Source organism: Rhodopirellula maiorica SM1 (genome assembly GCF_000346295.1).
Classification (GTDB): Bacteria; Planctomycetota; Planctomycetia; order Pirellulales; family Pirellulaceae; genus Novipirellula; species Novipirellula maiorica.
Window position 1 is genome coordinate 1 of sequence record NZ_ANOG01000518.1, and the last position, 20317, is coordinate 20317.

The 20317-nt window shown below is 55.5% G+C and carries 8 protein-coding genes and 1 pseudogene; 1 reads left to right on the plus strand and 8 read right to left on the minus strand.

What is annotated here, in order from left to right:
* The 8 genes and pseudogenes from RMSM_RS16555 to RMSM_RS43785 all read right to left on the minus strand — a co-directional run.
* Positions 1–1779 (minus strand): calcium-binding protein (locus RMSM_RS16555; RefSeq protein ID WP_040767496.1); only part of this gene is annotated, 1779 nt, incomplete at its 3' end.
* A 104-nt stretch (positions 1780–1883) separates the two neighbouring features.
* Positions 1884–2705: a hypothetical protein gene (locus tag RMSM_RS16560; protein WP_008698514.1), complete on the minus strand. Its 822-nt coding sequence runs from the start codon at positions 2703–2705 to the stop codon at positions 1884–1886.
* Between the two features lie 6 nt (positions 2706–2711).
* Positions 2712–4532 (minus strand): cyclic nucleotide-binding domain-containing protein, encoded by a 1821-nt coding sequence (locus RMSM_RS16565; protein WP_008698516.1) that lies wholly within the window; start codon positions 4530–4532, stop codon positions 2712–2714.
* A 359-nt stretch (positions 4533–4891) separates the two neighbouring features.
* The gene (cmk, locus tag RMSM_RS16570; RefSeq protein WP_040767498.1) at positions 4892–5557 is read right to left on the minus strand and encodes a (d)CMP kinase; all 666 of its coding nucleotides are present in this window, start codon (positions 5555–5557) and stop codon (positions 4892–4894) included.
* Positions 5554–8118 (minus strand): transglutaminase TgpA family protein, encoded by a 2565-nt coding sequence (locus RMSM_RS16575; protein WP_008698519.1) that lies wholly within the window; start codon positions 8116–8118, stop codon positions 5554–5556. The genes cmk and RMSM_RS16575 overlap by 4 nt, the downstream gene beginning before the upstream one ends.
* A 182-nt stretch (positions 8119–8300) precedes the next feature.
* Positions 8301–9515, minus strand: a complete 1215-nt coding sequence (locus RMSM_RS16580; RefSeq protein ID WP_008698521.1) for a DUF58 domain-containing protein — start codon at positions 9513–9515, stop codon at positions 8301–8303.
* Between the two features lie 51 nt (positions 9516–9566).
* Positions 9567–10463: an AAA family ATPase gene (locus tag RMSM_RS16585; RefSeq protein WP_040767506.1), complete on the minus strand. Its 897-nt coding sequence runs from the start codon at positions 10461–10463 to the stop codon at positions 9567–9569.
* 297 nt (positions 10464–10760) lie between these two features.
* Positions 10761–12238: pseudogene (locus RMSM_RS43785) on the minus strand (sulfatase).
* Positions 12239–12769: 531 nt separating this feature from the next.
* Between RMSM_RS43785 and RMSM_RS16600 the strand changes: the two are divergent.
* Positions 12770–20113 carry an Ig-like domain-containing protein gene (locus tag RMSM_RS16600; protein ID WP_040767502.1) on the plus strand — a complete coding sequence of 2448 codons (7344 nt, stop codon included), beginning with the start codon at positions 12770–12772 and terminating at the stop codon, positions 20111–20113.
* Positions 20114–20317 lie beyond the last annotated feature (204 nt).

The following is a 20317-nucleotide window of genomic DNA, read 5'->3' on the forward strand; positions in this document are numbered from 1 at the left end:
ACGGTAAACAATCGCCATCTTCAATTCGTCACGGTACCAACCACCTGCGATCAGCATGCGGTCGGGATCAAATCGATCGCTATCCCCGTCGGAACCGCCGCCGAGTGCGTCCGGTGCGCTTCCCAGCGGATCCTCAGCCAGCGGATCGCTGGCCAGCGGATCGTCGGCCAGCGGGTCTGAACCAAGCAGATCCTCTTCGCCCCCTGTCAATAAACCATCACTCAGTAGTTCGTCGCCACCGACAAGCAGGTCGTCGCCACCGGCAAGCAAATCCTCGTTGGCGAGCAAGTCGTCGCCCCCTGCATTACCCAGCAAAAGATCGTCGTCCGACGAAGTCGTTTGATTGGCGGCAGACCGATCGTCGTGAGCACGATAATTTTGTGGGGCCGCAACGGTGCGAAACATCGGTGTTACCCGATCGCGAGATTTCGAATCTGCCACAGGATTCGCGTGGTTCAAAAACCACATTCGATACGTATCGGACAACATCTGCGGCGGGATCGAGCGGATGACGTTGGTCAGCGCCGCGGACGCGACCGCCGAAGCCTCAGCACGCTCGATCATCGCGGCTTGACCTTGCCGAGCCACATCGGCCAGCAGACGACGATGTGCGGCCGCAATCGTTACCGCCGCCGACGGTTGGTCACGCGATTCGGCGATGATGCGGCTAAAGTCTCGTGATTCAATTCGTCGCAGCGCCGCGGCGACTACATAATCATGCCGCAAAAATAACTCCGACAATGGGGCGATGGTCCCGTCGTAGAATCCGGTGGCTGCAATGGGCCATGATTCCAATTCCTGCGTTTGCGATTCGGGGATTGTGGGCAGCGCAAACAACTCGATGCCATGATCGGATTCCAACTGCAACGCATCATCATGACACGATTGGCATGCGGACTCGTATCGCACGACGCGGCTCAGTTCGTGATTTTCGTCTTTGACGTGGCAATCGAGACACCGAAACGCGGTTGCGGAGTCGCCGTTGCGAGTGGCCGGAAAATGTTTCATCGCGTGCGAGGAGTGGTCAAATGCAATCCTGCCGCCTCGTCCGTAGGGCCAATCGCTCCACTGCGGATGCGACTCGGCGAAACTGCCCATTTGCTGACTATGACACGTTTGGCACTGTGCGTCGGTCATGATCGTCAAATTTGCATCCGCGCCGCGATGTTCGCGATGACACGCAGCACACTGAACGTGTTCCGGATCCACACCGGGCGAGGCCACGGAATGACGCACCAAACTTGTTTTATTCTGCGAAGCCGATTGCAGCGATAGGCTCCGTATTTGCTGTCGCACTTCGCTGGGCAAGTTGTGAGCCAAACGGGCCGATCGGCGATCAATCGTACTGTGATGACAATCCAAACAGCGATCGGTTTGCGAAACGGAATCGTGTCCGACACCGCCGCGACCGAACCACGATTGTGGCGATATCGACGCTTCGGTATGGCAGGCGGCACAGCGTTTTTCGTTCAGCGTGCCAGCTAAGATTTGCGCATGCGGCGTCGTCAATTCACCCGGTTTGAAGAAGTGGGACACATAACCTTGGCGGCTGCACAGGAACAACGCCGCGATCGCGATGGCCAACACACCGAAGCCGACCGCCTTGCGACGTCCCAGCCATGTACGCCGTGGACAACACGGCTCGGCCATCGGACACGTGCCCAAGCCGGACGGTCCCGCAACACACTTTTTTCCCGATGCATGGACGCCACAAACCCATCGATCCCCAGGTCGATCGATGGCAGGCGGGGGAGGCAAGTGAACGTTTTCGCGTGGCATCGTGCAGGAACGTCGTAGAGGGAAATGAACGTTGGGGAATGAGCGGTGGGCGAACAGGGTTGACCAATCGCATCAACCCGGAAACGGGCGCGAGATAAGCCGAACTACATCGTAAATCTCAATGCCACGGCGGCATGAATGATCGCACCGCCAAACAACAGCAACGACAACACGCTATGCACGACAACCCACAGTCGCAAACGGAACTGCAACGCATACTGATAATCCAAATCATCACGCTTGCGAACGAGCGCGGCGAATTGTCCGGCCGTCGATCGTGATTCTTGTTCCAGGTAACGATCGAGCTCTCGCAGCCCCGACAACAATCGTCGTCGCCGGTGCCCAGTCGGAAGCACCACGTAGGCAAACGTTGGCGAGGAAGCAAAAAAAGGATTCAACACATTGCGATAAAACGTCTTCAACACCGCCATCGCTGCCTCTTCGCTGACCCCATCGAACAACCGTCCCGCAGCCGCTGCGATCTCGTTGCGGTGCCACGGGATTTGTTCGAAACGAAATTCGCCTGGGACCGCGGTCAAACGACGCGGCACCGTACGACTTGCGTACAGTCCGTAAAACCCACTTCCGGAAACAAGCAAAAACAAAATCGATAGCGTGCACTCGAATTGGCCTCCGGCGATCAGTGCAGGTACATGAACAGCATAAACCGCCGCGGCAAAAAGACCGCTATAGAGATGGATCTGAGTCCAAGTGCTGACGTTACCCAGCGGCAGTACCGGTAATCGCCGCCGGATTCCCAATAACATCAACAAACAAAGCGTCGCCAGCAGCGTAAATCCCGTAAAGTAGCTGGCGTGGCCGAGCCGGTCCTGCTGCCAACGATTGACCATCACGACGATCACAATGGCGATCAAGGTGACCAGCACCGAGAGCCGTCGTCGGGTACGAAAGTGGATCGGTTTCATACGTTGTTAACTCCGGCGATCGAGCCACTGTGACAGCGGTGCCGATTCCGTCAAATCGATTCGTACCAACGCGTCATGCGGACACGCCGAAGCACACGCCGGCCCATTGGGCTGGGTGCTACACAAATCACATTTCGTCGCTTTGATGATCGGTTTGCCGCTCGCAGAATCGCAGTACGGTTTTCCGCTGCGATCGCGAATACTTGCCATTTGAATATTTTGATAAGGACACGCATTGGCACAGGTGCCACAGCCAATACAGATCGGTTCATGAATCACTACCACGCCGCTATCGACGTCGCGCGCGATCGAACCGGTGGGACAACCGATCATGCAAACCGGGTCCTCGCAATGCATACACGCTTGCACGAATTGCAATCGGTCGTGAATCAAGCCTTGCCGAGCGAATCGTGGATTGCCATCGTTCACGCTGGCACACGCTTTGACACAGTCGTCGCATCGGGTACAACGATTCAGATCGATGACCATCGCTTGTTGACCGTTGTTCAAACGATTCTGCACCACAAACTCGAGCAACTCGGTTTGCTGGAATTCCACCCCGGTGACGATCGGCAGATCGCCGAGTCCATCTCGTTTGGATTGGGGCAACCGTGCCTGCGTTCGTCGTTCCACCTTCTCGGCGGCCGTAGCGACTTGATCGCGACGCGTGATCAGTTTAGCGATTTCAGCAGGCAGTTCACTTCGCCGCACATGTGGCAACACCGCGTCGGCAAACACTTCGGCGGGGATCGACAATGTGTCCAGAAAGCCAACAGCGCGAAGCGAATGCTGCAACGTTTTTGGAGGCAAATTTTCACTGCGAAGCGAATTGAAGGCCAGCTCTTCAAACCCAAAAAGATGGCCTTTGCCCAAATACGCGGTCGTGCGATGCGAGGCTCCGTAATGCTGCGACAGCCGTCCAAATCCACTGCGAACGATGATCAAATCGGTGGGCAAACGCCCTTCTTCGGCCACTACCGGTTCTGATTCAATTTGTTCGGCCAGCGGCAATTTTCGCTGCCGTTTGTAATCGTTGTCCCATTCCATCCGGCCGTAGGAATGTAATTCGGTCGCATCGACGACTCGCTGCAGATTGACTTCGGGCAGATAGCGAAGCAGCGGGATCTCTCGTAAATGAACGGGCAGCCATTGCTCACGATAATGGGCGTCGAGCGTATCGGCAAAGACTTTGTCACGGCGAAACATCCGCAAACCTTGCCAACGAATTTCCAACAGTGTCGCTTCGTTTTCCGCGATCACAGTTGCCGTGCGAGGGGATCGATACATCGCCGCGACTTCGCCAAACAGTTCGCCGGGGCCAAGCGAAACATGTTCATGCTCTCGCATCACGAGATCAAAGTCTTGCAGGAAGATCGCTTGTCGATCATCCAATGTCCGAATTGTTCCGGATGAATTAGTTCGCAGCGGAACGACTTGCGACGGTTCGCGTGCTTCGGCCACCGGACTGCGAAACATGAATCGCCGAAGCGCCTCGGACCAGCTCAGTTTTTCTTTGGGGGTACGTCCGAGTTGTTCCTGTGAGAGCGAATCGACCATCACGCCGACGCTGCCCGCGAGGACCAAGAACGCACTATTGCCATAGTCGCCTTCACGAACCAACACCTCACCCGCTTCGCAGCGGATCAAACGACAATCGTTACGCAGGATGCCTTCGAGCGGGGTGGTTCGCGGGAACGATTTGGGATCCATCGACGCGAACGGTTCGCGTGAGCGCAACCAAGCCACATCGGCATCGTTCATCGACGCATCCATCGGCTTGTCCCATCGCTGGGGACGACGCACGGTAATCGCTTCGGAGAGGTTCATGAACGCTCTGATACTGCGGTTTGCATTTCCAAGTCAATAGAAATGCCGTGAAACAAAGTTTCACGCCGCAACCGTGTTTTGCGAGATTTTAGCGGCAGGGCTTACGCTCAATGCCATCTACTTTGGTAGTGGCACGGCGCGAGCCGTCCGGTAGAGGCGAGTAAAACGTTCGGTTTAGACCGGGCGGGCCCGCGCCGCTCCGCTACAAAATGCTTCACTGCGTTGTATAAGGAAAACGCGAATTAATTGTAGCGAATCTCGCAGAGACTTTCGGCCACGCGAGTGAAACCGAAACTCTCTGCGAGTTTCGCTACGAAAAAATGCTTCACTGCGTTGACCAAAGCGGCTAACACCGCGGATCACTGCGTTTGGCGTTTTGCCATCACTTCACGCACACGTTCCAGGACCCACGCCAAAACTTCGTCGGGAGTCATACCATCGGTATTCAGCACGACGGCATCGTCGGCGGCTCTGAGACGCCCCACGGGGCGCGATTCGTCTTCCCGGTCTCGCTTATTTTGTGCCGCCAACACCTGATCGAACGACATGTGTCGCCCTTCGCTTTTCAATTGATCGACGCGTCGTCTGGCACGCTCTTCGGGCGACGCCGTCAAAAAGAACTTACATTCGGCCTCGGGAAACACTTCGGCTCCCTGGTCGCGTCCTTCGGTGACGATGTCACGACCGGCGGCGATACGCTGCTGTTGGGCCGACAATTGCTGGCGAATCAGCGGTTCATCCGCCAAATAACGAATCGCGTCGGTGACGGTGGGCGAGCGAATCTCGCTGGAAACATCATCGCCGTTGAGCAAGATGGTATCACCATCCCACTGCAAATCGACTTTGCTGGCGACTTGCACTAGCGCCGGCGTATCGTCGAATTCCACCTGGGCTCGGATCGCCGCCAGCGTCACGGCGCGATAGAGGGCACCGGTATCGAGAAAATCAAACTTCAATTCCTGGGCTACTTGACGAGCAATACTACTCTTTCCAGCTCCTGCTGGGCCATCGATGGCTACGATCACGATGCGTTCACTTTCGTTTCGGTCGATTGGGGTGGGGCAGGTTTTCCAACGGAAGGATTCGCCATCCGAGCCTGCACTTGCAGCTTCAGTTCATCCAATGCGTGTTGGATCGTGTTTGGATCCGCATCGGCATCCCCCTGGGTGTCTGCCGTGGATGGCCCGAAACGTAGTCGATAGAACGCATCCGTCAAGATACGCAGCGGCGAACGCGACGGCGAAGTCACTGAGAAATCCGAGGAACGACTTCCCAAGCTCAATTCGTTTTCCGCCTGCACCGCAAATTCGGCGGGCGTTTGAGCGTTTTGCCGGTGGATCCCGCAACGTGTTAAACAATCGAGCGTCTCGGCGTAGAACGCCAGGGTGGGCTGAGTCCGGCCAGGCGGCGAAGACGGTTTGGACCGCTGCTGGAATTCAGAAAAAAGCCGCACGGTTCCAAAGACGCCTAACGTCACCATCACACCCAACACGGCCGCGATCCATGAAAAATCTCGGTGCACCGAAAGCGCCCCACCGCCGAGTTGACCTGCTTGAACTTGGTCGATGATGTTTCGAAGCCAAGTCGCCAACAACGTTCTGGATTGAGCGATCGGTCGGATCGCCGACCCTCCGCCGCTCGAATTCGTATTGTCACTCGAATTCACGTCGACGACGTATCCTTTCCAAAGCGTCTCGGCCAAATCGATGACGCTATGGACGCCTTGGGTGTTCCCTTCGGAGTTGGTTCCACCGGGAGTCGGGTCTAATCGCATCCAATATTGATTTGCTTTGGGTTGCCCATAGACCACGGTGTCGAGATCCTCGGCGTCGATCAACGCTTCGACCCAAGCGTGAGCATGCGATTGACGAGCCACGTAGTAGTGCCCGAGTTCGTTCAGATCGCCGGTTCGGTAACCAACGACCAACCGAGCCGGGATGCCTTGGCTGCGAAGCATCATCGCAAGCGCCGAGGCAAAATATTGGCAATGACCTCGGCGATCTTTGGCGACAAATTTTTCGATGGGATCATCGCGACGAGACTTTGTCGCATTCAAATTCAAGGTGTACTCGAATCCACCGCGGGTGTGCAAAAACTCTTCGTACAGCCTTGCCAACACCATCGGCCGCCGCTCTTCCTCGGGAATACTGCTAGCCAGCGCGTCTGCCATCAACTTAATCGTCGGCATTCGTTGCTCGCTAAACCGCAACAGTTCCTTTTCGTACTCCCTGCGAAAATCGCGTTCTGGATTGTTTTTCTTCGATCCAGGACGCATCACCGGACCATTGTTCCTGATCACGGCGATCTTCGACGCCCACGCGACTTCCCCCGGTGCAAAACGAGCGATTAATTCCGATTGCACTCCGTCCCGCAACGCATGGGTGCCAAACGAATATTGAACCGGTGGACGGTTCCATTCGCTCGCCGCGCGACGACGCAACGTCCAACGCTCGGTTTGATGCAGCACCTCTTTCTTCGTATCGGTGCGAAAGTAGGGAGCAATGGCGAACAGCGACTCGCTGTACATCGACTTGCAATCCACTTGTACATCCACCGCATCGTAGAAATTACGATCGCTGCTTCGCTTAGGAAAAAACTCCATCGGCAACAATTGCGAATTACTAATCACACCGCCTGGCAACGCCGACCAATCGGCAATGATCTCACCATCGCTATCGTGTGTGTGATATCGCTCGAGCGTACGACCGCGTAGATACAATCCTCCGATCGCACGGTACGGTTTACCGGTCGCCCGCTCGGTCATCCATACTCGCAGTGCGATCTCGTTGCTCTGAAGCATTTGGCCAAATTGCTGTAACCGCACGGTCTCGCTAAAACCGACCAAGGTGCGACCATTGTGCCCCATTTTGGCCGATTCGGTTGTCCGCGGAATCGCATAAAAGAACGTCGCACCAACGATCAGCACAGCGGGTACGACAAGCAACAGAATCGTACGATACATACTCTTGCCTTTTGAGCTGACACCATCGTCGAGCTCGGATTGGTGCAGATCCTCAAAGTTCGCTTCCGCATCTCTCGCCGCCTTTGTAGAAACGCCTGACAGCAGTGCCAATCCGTAGGCGGCGACAAACCCGATCGGCACCAACAGCAAGCCAAATGTGATGGCATTATTAAAGACCGCAGCGACGATCAGTTCGAGCAAACAGAACACGCACAGCTGTTCGCACACCCGATGGGTTTTGACTTGCAGCATCAAAATGGCTTGGACCAAAACCAACAACTGCGATACCGCGACAAGATGTCGATCGCCGGCTTGGTACAAATCGACCGCAAACCGTGTCCGCGCCGTCGGGTCATAGACGACAAAATCCGCCACGCAATAAATGGCAGCCGCAACCATCGCTAGATAGGCAACCAACGACGGCAGTGAGAAAAACGCCAACCAATCGACGAATACGTAGCCAAAGATCGCAAAGAACATGGCGATCAAGGCAAACGATTGCGAATCCGGGTCGCCTGCCAGCGTCATCCCCCCCAGACAGGAGAGGATCGCAAAGCACAGCTTGACGCGGCCATCGACCTCCGTCTCGCTGTCTTTCGTGATCGCAGAAATTACTGATGCCATAAATTTCGCCCAACTTATTGGTCGATTGCCGCTCGAAGTACGCGTTCGCCCTCATTGTACTGTGTTGCCGTCACAATGGTATTTCCGTTGCAATGCTATTGCCGCCCCAATGGACTGTCTTGGGATCACCCACGGCATTTCGTTCACTCGCCCCCCGGCCTGAGTCAGCATGAGCGGTGGACTCATTCGATGATTTCGAACCAATGGCTTCCGGCGGGTGACGAAAGATCTAACCACCGCAAGCGGCCACGACGCAACCAGTTTTCTAATCGTTTGTGTAAATCGGGGTCCAAGCCATCGATCGCCTGCTGCATGGATCGCGGACTCAGCACCACCACATCTTGCGAACGACCGCTGAGCGAGGCGGATTGTTCAAACGCTCCTAACAAATCGGGGGACTGACTCAATCGCACTCGCGCCAATAACGACAATACGTTGCGTTTGTTGTCCGGCGATCCGCTGGCCAACGTCGCCATCGCTTCTTGCCCCGCAGCAGCAACCACAATCCGACTGGCGTTGCTTCCGGCCAACTGCAACACGACCGTCGCGGCGGCACTGATCGATCGTTCCACCAACGCGTCGTTGGCCGACGGCGATTCTAAGAAAGCATCGACGATCACACACAATTCGTAGCGGCGTGATTGTTCGTATTGCGCGACGACGGGGTAATCCAAACGCGCGGAGGTCCGCCAGTGAATTTTCCGCACCGTATCGCCGTCGCGGTACGGCCGCAGTCCATAAAATTCGCCTTCGCTGGGTCCCGTCCGATCGGTGGCCCCGGTGACGCCATCGTTTCGCCCCGCCACGACTCGCTGCCACCCGCGATTGAGCGACAATAATTTAGGGTACACGTCGACGGTCGCTTGCTGAGAATCGGTCACCCGTGCGGTTAAAAGATCAAGCGGAAACGAGCTGATCACACGCAGCGGCCCCAAGGTCAGCGTGCCACGGGATTGCGGCACGAAGTAGGTCGTTCTCGAAACACTGCTGAGCGGAGCGATTTGCCGGATTGTCGCCAGCGGCGTCTCGTCGTCGGATTGTCGTTTGGCCGAAAACGACTGCGATTCGACACTGTCCTCCACACGCAATAACCACATTGTCATCCATCGGCTGTGGTTGGTGACTTCGACATCGACTGCAAAGGGTTTGCCCACATACGCGTCGGAGGGCAAACGGCGGCGAAGCGAAAGTGCCATCACGGTCCCACGTGACCAACGCCACTGGATGAACAACGCTCCCACCAACAAACCCGCGACCACCAACAACAGATTGAATCCGCGAAGCGCGCCACCGAGCATCGCAAACGCGCTGACGAACAAAAAATGCAGCCCCAACCGCGTCAGCCAAACCTTGCGAGTGTAGTGCGGTGAATTCAGTGATTCGTTGCGAAGCTGCATCAAGAATACCGAGTTGGAAATTGCAAAACGTCGACGCCAACCGCCTGACGACTACACAGGCACCTCGACCTGTTCCAAGATCGACGCAATTTGCTTTTCGACCAGATGCCGAGTCGGGCCTTGGAACACGCTGTCGTGTACCACCCGGTGTGCCAATGTCGCCACGGCAAGCGCCTTGATGTCATCGGGAGTGACAAAGTCACGCGATTCGGATAACGCCCGTGCTTGGCATCCACGATAGAAACTGAGGGCCCCGCGCGTGCTGACGCCATATTCGAATTCGGAATGCGTCCGTGTGGCTTCGACGATATCCAACAAATAATTGACAAGCGAATCCTCAAAGACCACTTCGCGAACGTTGGCCTGGGCATCGCGAATCGCTTGCAATGTTGCCACCGACGGTAACTGGTTCACCGGTTCGCCGCTGCGATGCGTAACCAGAACTTCGCGTTCCCAGCGGCGCGGGGCATATCCGATCGAGGTTCGCAACAGAAAACGGTCGAGCTGGCTTTCCGGTAACGCGTAAGTGCCTTCGAATTCGAACGGGTTTTGCGTGGCGACGACAATAAACGGTTGCGGCAAAGGATGTGTCACCCCATCAATCGAAACGCTACCTTCGCTCATCGCTTCGAGCAACGCCGATTGGGTTCGCGGTGGAGCGCGATTGATTTCGTCAGCCAACACGACGTTGGCGAAAATCGGCCCCGGGTGAAATTCGAATTCACGCCGGTCGCTACGATATACCATGCTGCCGGTGATGTCGCTGGGCAACAGATCGGGAGTGAATTGCAGCCGATTGAATTTACCGTCGATCGAATGTGCCAGTGCTTTTGCCGCCAACGTTTTGCCGACACCCGGAACGTCTTCGAGCAAAATATGTTCGCCGGCCAACAATGCGACCACCAACATCTGTACCACGTCGGATTTGCCGAACACGACCTGTTCAATGTTTTCCCGTAGACGACGAGAGGTATCATAGGCTTCCCGCGTCATGACATCCTTTGCGTTTAAAACGATCTTGTTTAGACAATAACCGAAAACGAATCGGCTCGGCCGATCGCTAGGGTCGCAAACGCATCGCGAATCGATCCGTCTGGCACATCGCATCAATCTTAGCCGACAATGGATGCCGCTTCCATCCGACTGAGCCCAGAACGTTTGCCGCTAGGCTCAAAACGGTGTTTGTTAAGACGGATGCCCTGAATCGTTCACTCGGCGTTGTTCCTTGCCACGGTGCGGTTTCCCCTACGGCTTTGTGGAACGAAGTTCAAACATTCCTAACATTTCGTTGACTTTGCCCGGTTGATCGTCCGCCAAATTTGCTGCCAACACCTCGCTGTTGGCTGGGTACAATTCGATCGATTGATATTTGCCCCCCGCGTGCTTGGCAATCAAACGATGCTCCAACGTCCGCACCGATACCGCGTTCTTCCAATAACTGAGCGAAGCGTCACGCACCGCATCGGTCTGGCCAGAAATAACCGATGCCAAACTCTTCCCATCCAACGGTAGATGCGTTTGCTGGAAACGGGGATTACAAACATCGATTAGCGTTGGATACAGATCGAGGGTTTCGACCAAGGCGTCCGAAACCAAACCTGGTTTTGAAACCGCGGGCACCCGTATCATCAACACGCTGCGCAACGCACGTTCCAGCGGCGAATGTTTACCCCAAATCTGCTGGTCACCCAAATGCCAACCATGGTCGCCCCACACGACCACGACGGTGTTGTCGGCCAACCCATGTTCGTTGAGTGCATCGAGCACCTTGCCGACTTGACGATCGACATAGCGAACACACGCCAAGTAGCCGCGACGCGCTTCGCGTTGAGCGTCCTTTGACAGAGGATGCTGCTTTTCATAAGGAGCGTCGTATCGGTAAAACTCGCCACTGCGATGCCAATACGCCGTCTCGGGCTTTTCTTGGTCCTCGGCAATTTGAATCTCGCTGTTTTCGAACGCATCCCAATCTTGCTTGGGTGCAACAAACGGCAAGTGCGGTTTGAAGAACCCAAGACCAAGAAAAAAGGGACTTCGGTGTCACGTTGCTTACTCAGAAAATCGATCGCCGATTGTGCCATCAAACCATCGGGCAGATCGGTGTCCTGTGTCACGGTGAAATTCAATAGATCCTGGTGCCCCTGACCATCTTCGCGATGGACTCCGCCGGGATAGGCAAAGAACACGCCCCAGCCGCGCTTCCATGCTCCCAACGGTGTCGCCAATTTGTCCCACGCCAACGGGACTTCGTCATGACCGTCGCCTTTGCCGTTGTATTCATACACGCGGCCATCAGCGGTGTGTGAAATTTTGCCGATGCAAACCGTTTGATAACCACTGCGGCGAAACAACTCGGGCATCGATTGAGCGCCGGCCTGTGCGACGTCGGTTAATTTTGCCGATCCTTGATACAACGCGGCATTGTTGGACGTGACGCCCGAACGAAAGGGACTTTGCCCGGTCAGCATTGCATACCGCGACGCGCCACAAGTTGGCACTTGGACAAAGTGGTTGTTGAACCGCACGGCAGTTTCGGCGAATGCATCAAAACAGGGTGATTGAGCATCCGAGACGCCGTAACAGCCAAGTTCCGGTCGCAAGTCGTCAACGGCAATGAACAACACGTTCAGCGGTTTTTCCGCCGCGTGAACCGCTGAACTTGGCCCGCTGAACGCCCATCCGAGGATCACAACGCAAAACGAAAACGACCGAACCAATTTCATCGACTGCCTCTGGAAAAATATAGGATTGCTGCGTGTTGCAATGGCAATCTTAATGCAGCTGCTACCCGCGTGGGGAGCACATGGTCCAATTAAGCTCCATTCGCTGCCAAAGATATCACCCTAAATGGTAGCGGCGGTAACCATAATCAAGCCACTTAGCCCCTCCGATTACAACTAAATACGACGCAAAATCGAGGTACGATCACGATCCACGTACGGGCCAGCATCGATCCACAATCGCACAAGCAGCCGCGGAATCAAAGTTCTTCATTGCATTTCCGCCAGAATCGCCTGAAAATGAAGGCAACCGGTCCCTTCTGGGGGAACACAAAGCACCAACCTGTAAAAGGTATGCCCCACCAGAAACCATCTTTTGCAAGGATTCGATTGAAAGTAACCGCAACTAATTCCACGCGGTGAGATTCGCTTCACCATCGCGCGAGGTTCCGAAACAAAATCGGCATCGCGTCTGTGGCTTCGATTGACTCGGTAGTCCTCACGCATGTTGATGCTTTGGGGAGAGCAGCCATCATGACAATGCAATCAGAGCGATGGAACGAGTATCCAATCCGAACGGCAACTCAATCTCGCAACCGCTCCACGCGTTACCGACGTTCGCTCCGGCAACACCGTCGCCGAGAACTGTGCTGCTATCTGAATCCATGCATCGAACATCTCGAGAACCGTCATCTGTTAGCAGTCGATCTCCTCAGCGTCACTCCGGATGGATTGTTTGCAGGCAGCGACGACCTGCCGGCCGACGTGGCGACGTCCAAGAACCCTGCGATCAGCGGAAATGGGAAATTTGTTGTCTTCCAAAGCAAAGCATCGGATTTGACACCGCCGCTTGGCATGACGACGCCGGCGGACAGTAACGACGCCGAAGATGTCTTTGTGCGTGATTTGGAAACGGGCATCACGACGTTGATCAGTGTCAACAGTGACGGAACCGACAGTGGCAGCGGAGAGACGTTCCGTGGTGCTTCTTACAATCCAGCAATCAGTGATGACGGGCGTTTCATCGCCTTCGTCAGTTTTGCCGAAGATCTCGTCAAAGAGGTTGTCGAAAGTGTTCCGAATGTATTTGTCCGCGACTTGGATGTCGATGGCGACGGGATCTTTAATGAGCCCGGCGATTCGCAAACACGACTGTTAAGTATCGCGACCGACGGCACCGCTGCAGGGCTGTCGGGGGCCGACGGTGTCGGCACGAGCGCCGAGATGCGACCGGTGATCAGCCCCAATGGCGATTTCGTCGCGTTTGGAAGTGCGGCATCCGATCTTGCCATCTCTCAAACGCTTCCTGGCGGTGCGCCGATCCCCGATGGAAATGGAGGATTTGACGTGTTTATCGCCGCGACCGACGGAACCACTCTCGATCTGGTTACGATCAATCGCGACGATACCGCGGCAACCGTAAACGCACTTGGAACCGCATCGGCCAACCCATCACTCAGCTTCAATGGATCGCAAATCGCCTTTCAAAGCAATGGATTCGATTTGGTCGATACGGTTCCCGATAGCGTGCTGGAATGGACACGTAACGTGTTCGTCAATGATGGCGGCAAGAACACATTGGTCAGCATCAATTCCGTTGGTGACAATGGCGGTAACGGAGAATCGGCGGTTCCCGTGATCAGCCGCGATGGCCGTCACGTCGCGTTCATCACCAAAGCCACTGACCTGGTTACGGGCATCGCCGATCCCAATGGATTGTCGGCCGACATCTACGTCCGTGACCTGCTAACCGACACGACCACGCTGGTTAGCCGCAGCGGCGTCATTGCCGATTCAACGGGAAATGACGATTCGCCGCCATCGTTCGACATTCGCAAACCGTTTGTGTCGGGTCCCTCGATCAGTGCCAACGGTCGCTATATCGCCTTCGCCAGTCTGGCCAGCGATCTGCTCGATCCGGACGACGGCATGGTCGACGAAAACGCCGGGCCGGACATTTTTGTTTTGGACCGCGATGTCGACATGGATGGTCTTTTTGACGAACCCGGCGAAATGAAAATGCATTTGGTCAGTGTGAACGAAGCGGGCACCGCCAGCGGTGACGGTGGACTATTTGGATCGTCCAATCCCACGATTAGCGGCAACGGTCGCTATGTGGCATTTTCAACCGATGATGAGTTGATCGATGGCGTGACCGGAATGAAGGTTTATGTCCGCGACCTCATCGCCGAGACAACGTACTTGATCAGCCCTGCGGATGGTGCCTCCGGCGGCGGACCGGCGGCCGGTACATCAGGCGATGCCAACGTGGTCATCAGCAACTTCACCGATAGGGTGGGACGAGCTGCCTACGTCAGTCTTTCAAGCGAACTCGATCCCGACGTCAGCGACACCAATGGAACGATCGATGTGTACGCATTCACTCCGCCGACAGACATCGTGATGGGGCGCAATTTCGCAACCGGATTCAGCGATTTCATTCAATCGTTCCGTGTCCTGCATCAGGATGCTTCGGAATTTGAATTGGGTTACTACCGATCGCTCGACGATCGCCTCGATGCCACCGACGAACTGCTAGGCGTGACACCGATCACTGATCCCGACGATCTAACGGTTGATGGAAACCGAATTATTACAACCACCATCGGCGTCGATGCAGGCAGTGTGCCGTTTCCGGGGATCGACGGCGAAACGGACCCGATGGAGGATTATTTCATCTTAACCGTCGCGGACCACTTGGACGTTGTATCCGAGTTCGACGGCGATCCGCTGAACGAAGACAACACCAGGACACTACGAGGAAGCTATCAATTGCCGGGCACCCCGGTGTTTGCACATGGCATCGCACGCGACGAAACATTCACCGTCGACGTCATCGGCCAATCCGTAAGACTTAGCTATGGCATTACCGGCATCGGCACCCCAAGCGTCGTCACGTACGACCTCGACGAAGGTTTGGAAATTCACCTTCGCACGCACGGTGGTAACGACACGGTGATCGGCAGCGACTTGAAAGAGCTGGTTTTCGGCGGGGAAGGCGGCGACAGCATCCGCGGCGAAGGCGGCGATGACATGCTTTCCGGAGGTCCTGGAAATGACCGAATCGATGGTGGTGAGGGCGCCGATACGATCGATGGCGGCGAGGGTTCCGATACGCTGATCGGTGGCCCCGGAGCGGACATTATCTTTGATGGCCCTGGAGACGACACCATCGATGTCGGACTCGGCGATGACACCGTGTTTGCAACACCCGGCAGCGACGATGTCTTTCTCGATTCCGGTGGCAATGACACACTTGATTTCTCATTCGCGTTGCATCCGATCACGATTGATCTGGATTCGGCAGCAGTGCAGACGGTCGATTCCGCTGGCAACACGATTCGGCTGATTGGCCAATGGGAAAATTTTGTTGGCGACCCCCTCGACGACGATTCCACCGTCTATGTCAAACCGCTGGATGTTCCACGAGTGATAGACGGTGGCGGCGGAGTCGACCGGTTAATACTTGATGCGCTCGGTGCAAACGTCGTTGATGATGGTACGACATTCTCGTTCCCCGGCACGAGCTTGGCGGACATTTCCTACGTTGGTTTTGAACAGATTCGCGTGATCAACGCGGCGGCAAACGTCATCGATGATGGCGATCCTGGTTACATCGCCAATGGATTTACAAGACAGTTTGATCCACTGTTTTTGCAAGGATTCAATGGTGACATCGAATTCAGCGCCGCCAACGCTGGGAACGTTGCGACGTGGACCTTCACCGACATTCCCCCAGGCCATTTTGCCGTCTCTGCGACTTGGACAAGCGCCCCGGACCGCGGCGAAAATGTTCGTTTTGTCGTGCATGACGGTGACTCCAGCGGCCCCGTCGTAGCCGACGTGAATGTCAACCAAGAGATCGCCCCCAGCGAGTTTGACGTGCAGGGGATTTCGTTTCAGAATCTCGCGATTGTTCCGATCACCGGACACACGTTGACGGTCGAGTTGTTTGATCTCGATGCCGACCTGGATGACGATGATCCTGATTCATTTGTGATCGCCGATGCGGTTCGGATTGAACCGATCTCCGAAACGCGGATCATTGATGACGGAGAAACCGAGTTCTCGTCATCAGGAATCCACAACCAAGGTATCGGTGCGTTTGGCGATATAACCACCACACAAGCGACCGGTACGACGTCTGCTGGCGTTTGGGATTGTACCGGCGCCGAGTGCAGTTCCTTGCTTCCCCCAGGGCCCTATCTCGTTTCGGCAACGTGGCCGTCGCTCGCGCTGGGTGCCTCTCCCGAGGCAACGTTTATCGTCAACAGCGGAGTCAATTCGTTCACGACCAATGTCAACCAAATTCTCTCGCCCAATGACTTCAACGATATCGGGATCGACTGGGAACGACTCGGTGTCATCGAGGTCGCCGAAGGAGATGGGATTCGTACCGAATTGACCAGCGATGCGGGATTATTGTTAGCCGATGCGATCCGATTTGACCCCGCACCCCAGGTGACGGTGCGTGATTCGTCGGGTGACGAGGTCGCGAACGGCGCAACATGGAACCTTGGGCAGACCGTGATCGACTCGGATGCCGGTACCACACTGATAACGGATCACATTACGATCGAAAATTCAGGCATCGCGGACTTAATAATCAGCAACCTGCAAATCAGTGGCTCGGGGTATTCGATCGTCGACGCGGGCGCCGACGTGCTTCGTCCCGGAGGTACAACCCAAGTCGGAATCACGCTGCAAGCAAGTTCACTGGGGACATTCGAAGGTCAATTGACACTTCGGTTGAATGATTTTTCCGATGATCGCTTTGGATCCATCGATTTAACCAGCGAGGTTATCGAAGACACAACGCCTCCGACTGTCGCGATCACGTCGCCCTTTAGCGGCGTCACGTTCATCGAAGGCAGCACGATCCCGATCGCGGTGGATGCAACGGACGACATAAAAATTAAGGCGGTCGAATTACGTGTGGACGGAGATTTCATTGAATCCGACGACACGTTTCCGTTCCACTTCGATTTTACGTTGCCTGCGGATGTCCCCAACGTCGAATTGACTGCCCAAGCAATTGACGTCGCTGGGAATCAGACCGATTCGGCCCCGATCACGGTCAACCTAAGCGAAGACCAACCGCCCACGGTAAACATTACTCAGCCGATCGACGGCCAAGGCATTATCGCCGGTTCGCCGCTGCGAATCGCGATCGACGTCGAAGATGATGTCCAAGTTGAATCGGTAAGCTTGTTTCTCAATTCGCAACTTATTGGATTTGAAGTCTTAGATCCGTTTGTGTTCGATTTTGAATTCCCCAGTCTTCCTGCCGGCCTCCATTCAATCGAAACCCTGGTCTTTGATACGGCGGGCAACCTCAGCACCGACGCCATTGATCTGAACGTCTTCTCGCCGCCGGCGATCCATTTTGGCTCGATTGTCGTGGGATCCGAAAGCGGTGCTCCGCCGGTCGTCAAGGTATTTGAACCCGATGGCACAGAAACATTCAGTTTCTTTCCCTACTCGCCCACGTTCACCGGTGGCGTGCGAGTCGCGACGGGTGATGTGAACGGCGATGGCACTCCCGACATCATTACCGGCGCTGGTCCAGGCGGAGGACCTCATGTCAAAGTATTCGACGGCACCAGCGGAGCCACGCTGCATAGCTTCTTTGCCTACGAGCCTCAATTCACCGGCGGCGTCTTCGTGGCCTCCGGCGATGTCACCGGTGACGGCATCGCCGACGTCATCACCGGCGCTGGCCCCGGAGGCGGGCCGCATGTGAAAGTATTCAGTGGCAGCGACGGAGCCGAACTAGCGAGTTTTTTTGCATTCAACAACTCCTTTTCCGGCGGCGTCCGTGTGGCCACAGGTGACGTCAACGGCGACGCCCAAGACGACATCATCGTCGGCGCCGGTCCCGGCGGCGGTCCCCATGTGCGGGTCTTTGACGGGCACACCGCCAATCAATTGCCCACCACAGGCGTAGTACCGGCCGACCAGATCCTGAGCGACTTTTTTGCGTTTGACCAAGGCTTCGTCGGAGGCGTGTTTGTTGCTTCCGCAGATTTAAACGGCGACCGATTAGACGACATCGTCGTGGGCGCCGACCAAGCGGGGTCCAATAACGGCGGCCACGTGAAAGTCATCGATTCCGCGTCGTTGCCCAGCCTTGACGCCAATATCCAAATTCCCGACTCAAGATTGCTTGCTCACTTCTTTGCCTACGGCCCCGACTTTGCCGGCGGTGTGCGTGTCGCCGCGGGCGACGTCAACGGTGATGGCGTCGCCGATATCGTGACGAGCCCAGGGGTCGACGATCCACTAGAAGCAACCGTCAAAGTCTTTGACGGCAGCGATTTAAGCACCATCAATGACATTGAACTCGGCCCCGGTTTTTTAGGATCAGCCGTCGCCGTGGCCGACCAACCGATCGCGCTGGTGGTCAACTTCCATCCCGGCAGCCCGCAACACGAGGTGGACGTGGATACTAGCGGAGTGACGGTGCGCGATCAAAATGGCAACGTCGTTTTCTTTCAGCCTGCAACGGATCCGTCATCGCTCATCCGGCTCAATGGATCGCCCAACAGTAATGACTTGTTAGTTTTTCGCGGCATCGGCATCCCGCCGATCGGCCCGTTCGTGTTCGACGGTGGGATTGGCGGTAACGACGCATTAAGAATCGAAACTCAATCCGCCAGCGATCCACCGCTGGAATTTCTTAAAACGAAACTCCAATCGAGCTTGGTCACTTCATTTTTTACCGATCGCAATGCGGACGACCTCGCCTTTGCCTTGAAAGCGATCGACTTGGAACCGATCGAAGACACACTTGACGTGATTGACCGCGAATTCGAGTTTGCCGACACCGATGACAATGTCATGTTTAACACGGGAGACGATCCCAATGACAGCGTCCTGCGAATCGACAGCGACAACAGCGAAGTGATCGATTTCCGACAGCCCAGCGGAACGACGCACGTGCAACTTGGCGGCGGATCCGATGTGTTTACATTCGACTTGTCCGTGGACCAGTTACCCACCGTCGATGGCGGGCAAGGCGTCGACACTTTTGTTCTCGCCGGCAGCGGTCACCACTTGGACCTGACCGATCCCATTCAGAACAAGCCGCTGAATCTGGAACGAATTGATGTGATCGGTGCCAGTCCGAATGAATTGACAATCGATGGACCAAGTGTGATGGCTGCGACGGATGAGAATCACGTCTTGGTGGTCGCTCATGACGAGGATGACACAGTCAACTACGCCGGCGATGGTTGGCAAGTGATGGCACCAACTTTTGCCGACGGCGGTCAACGGCATGTTCTGGTAAATGGCGATGCGACCGTGGAAACGGTCAATACCAAACCGTGGCAAAATCCATTCGCAGCGACGGATGTCGATCATAGTGGTGCGACGACCGCGTTTGACGCCTTGCAGATCATCAATCTGCTCAATCGCTTCCGCACAACCGCCGTCGTCCTCAACACGCCAACCGACGCCACGACGCTTGCGAATCGGTACTACGATGTCAATGGAATGCTCAACAACGATGGTCAATACGTCGCTTCCGCAGCGGACGCCATCGATGTCATCAACTTCCTCAACATCAACAAACCACCTCTTATAGAAACAACGCAACCATCACAGCCTCCTCAACCCGAAGCCGCAACCCCCAACTTCATTTCCACGAATCCGAATACGACCGACGACGAGCAAAATGAAGCCCCACAAGTAGCAGATATCCAGACCGAAACTCAACAAAAGCTCCAGCTCGACATCGGAAACCTCGCCACATCCTCCATCGTGCCAGAGCCGTCATCCCAAATCAACAACCCCGAATCAACTTCCGGTGTGTCTGACTTGGACTCCCGCGATCGAGCTCTGACGGAATTGTTTCTTAGCACTGAAATTGAATAATGCGAAACGGTACTCGCGGCATGGACACTTCGGATCCATCCAACGCTAAAGCTTGCTAAGATTGCCCAGCAGGCCGGGTTAATCGATTCACCCGAGGCAAAAGGTGTCAGGACTCTTTTTCTAAATAAGAGTCCTGACACCTTTGTTTCGTCTAAATAAGAGTCCTGACACCTTTGTTTCGTCCGTCTAAATAAGAGTCCTGAC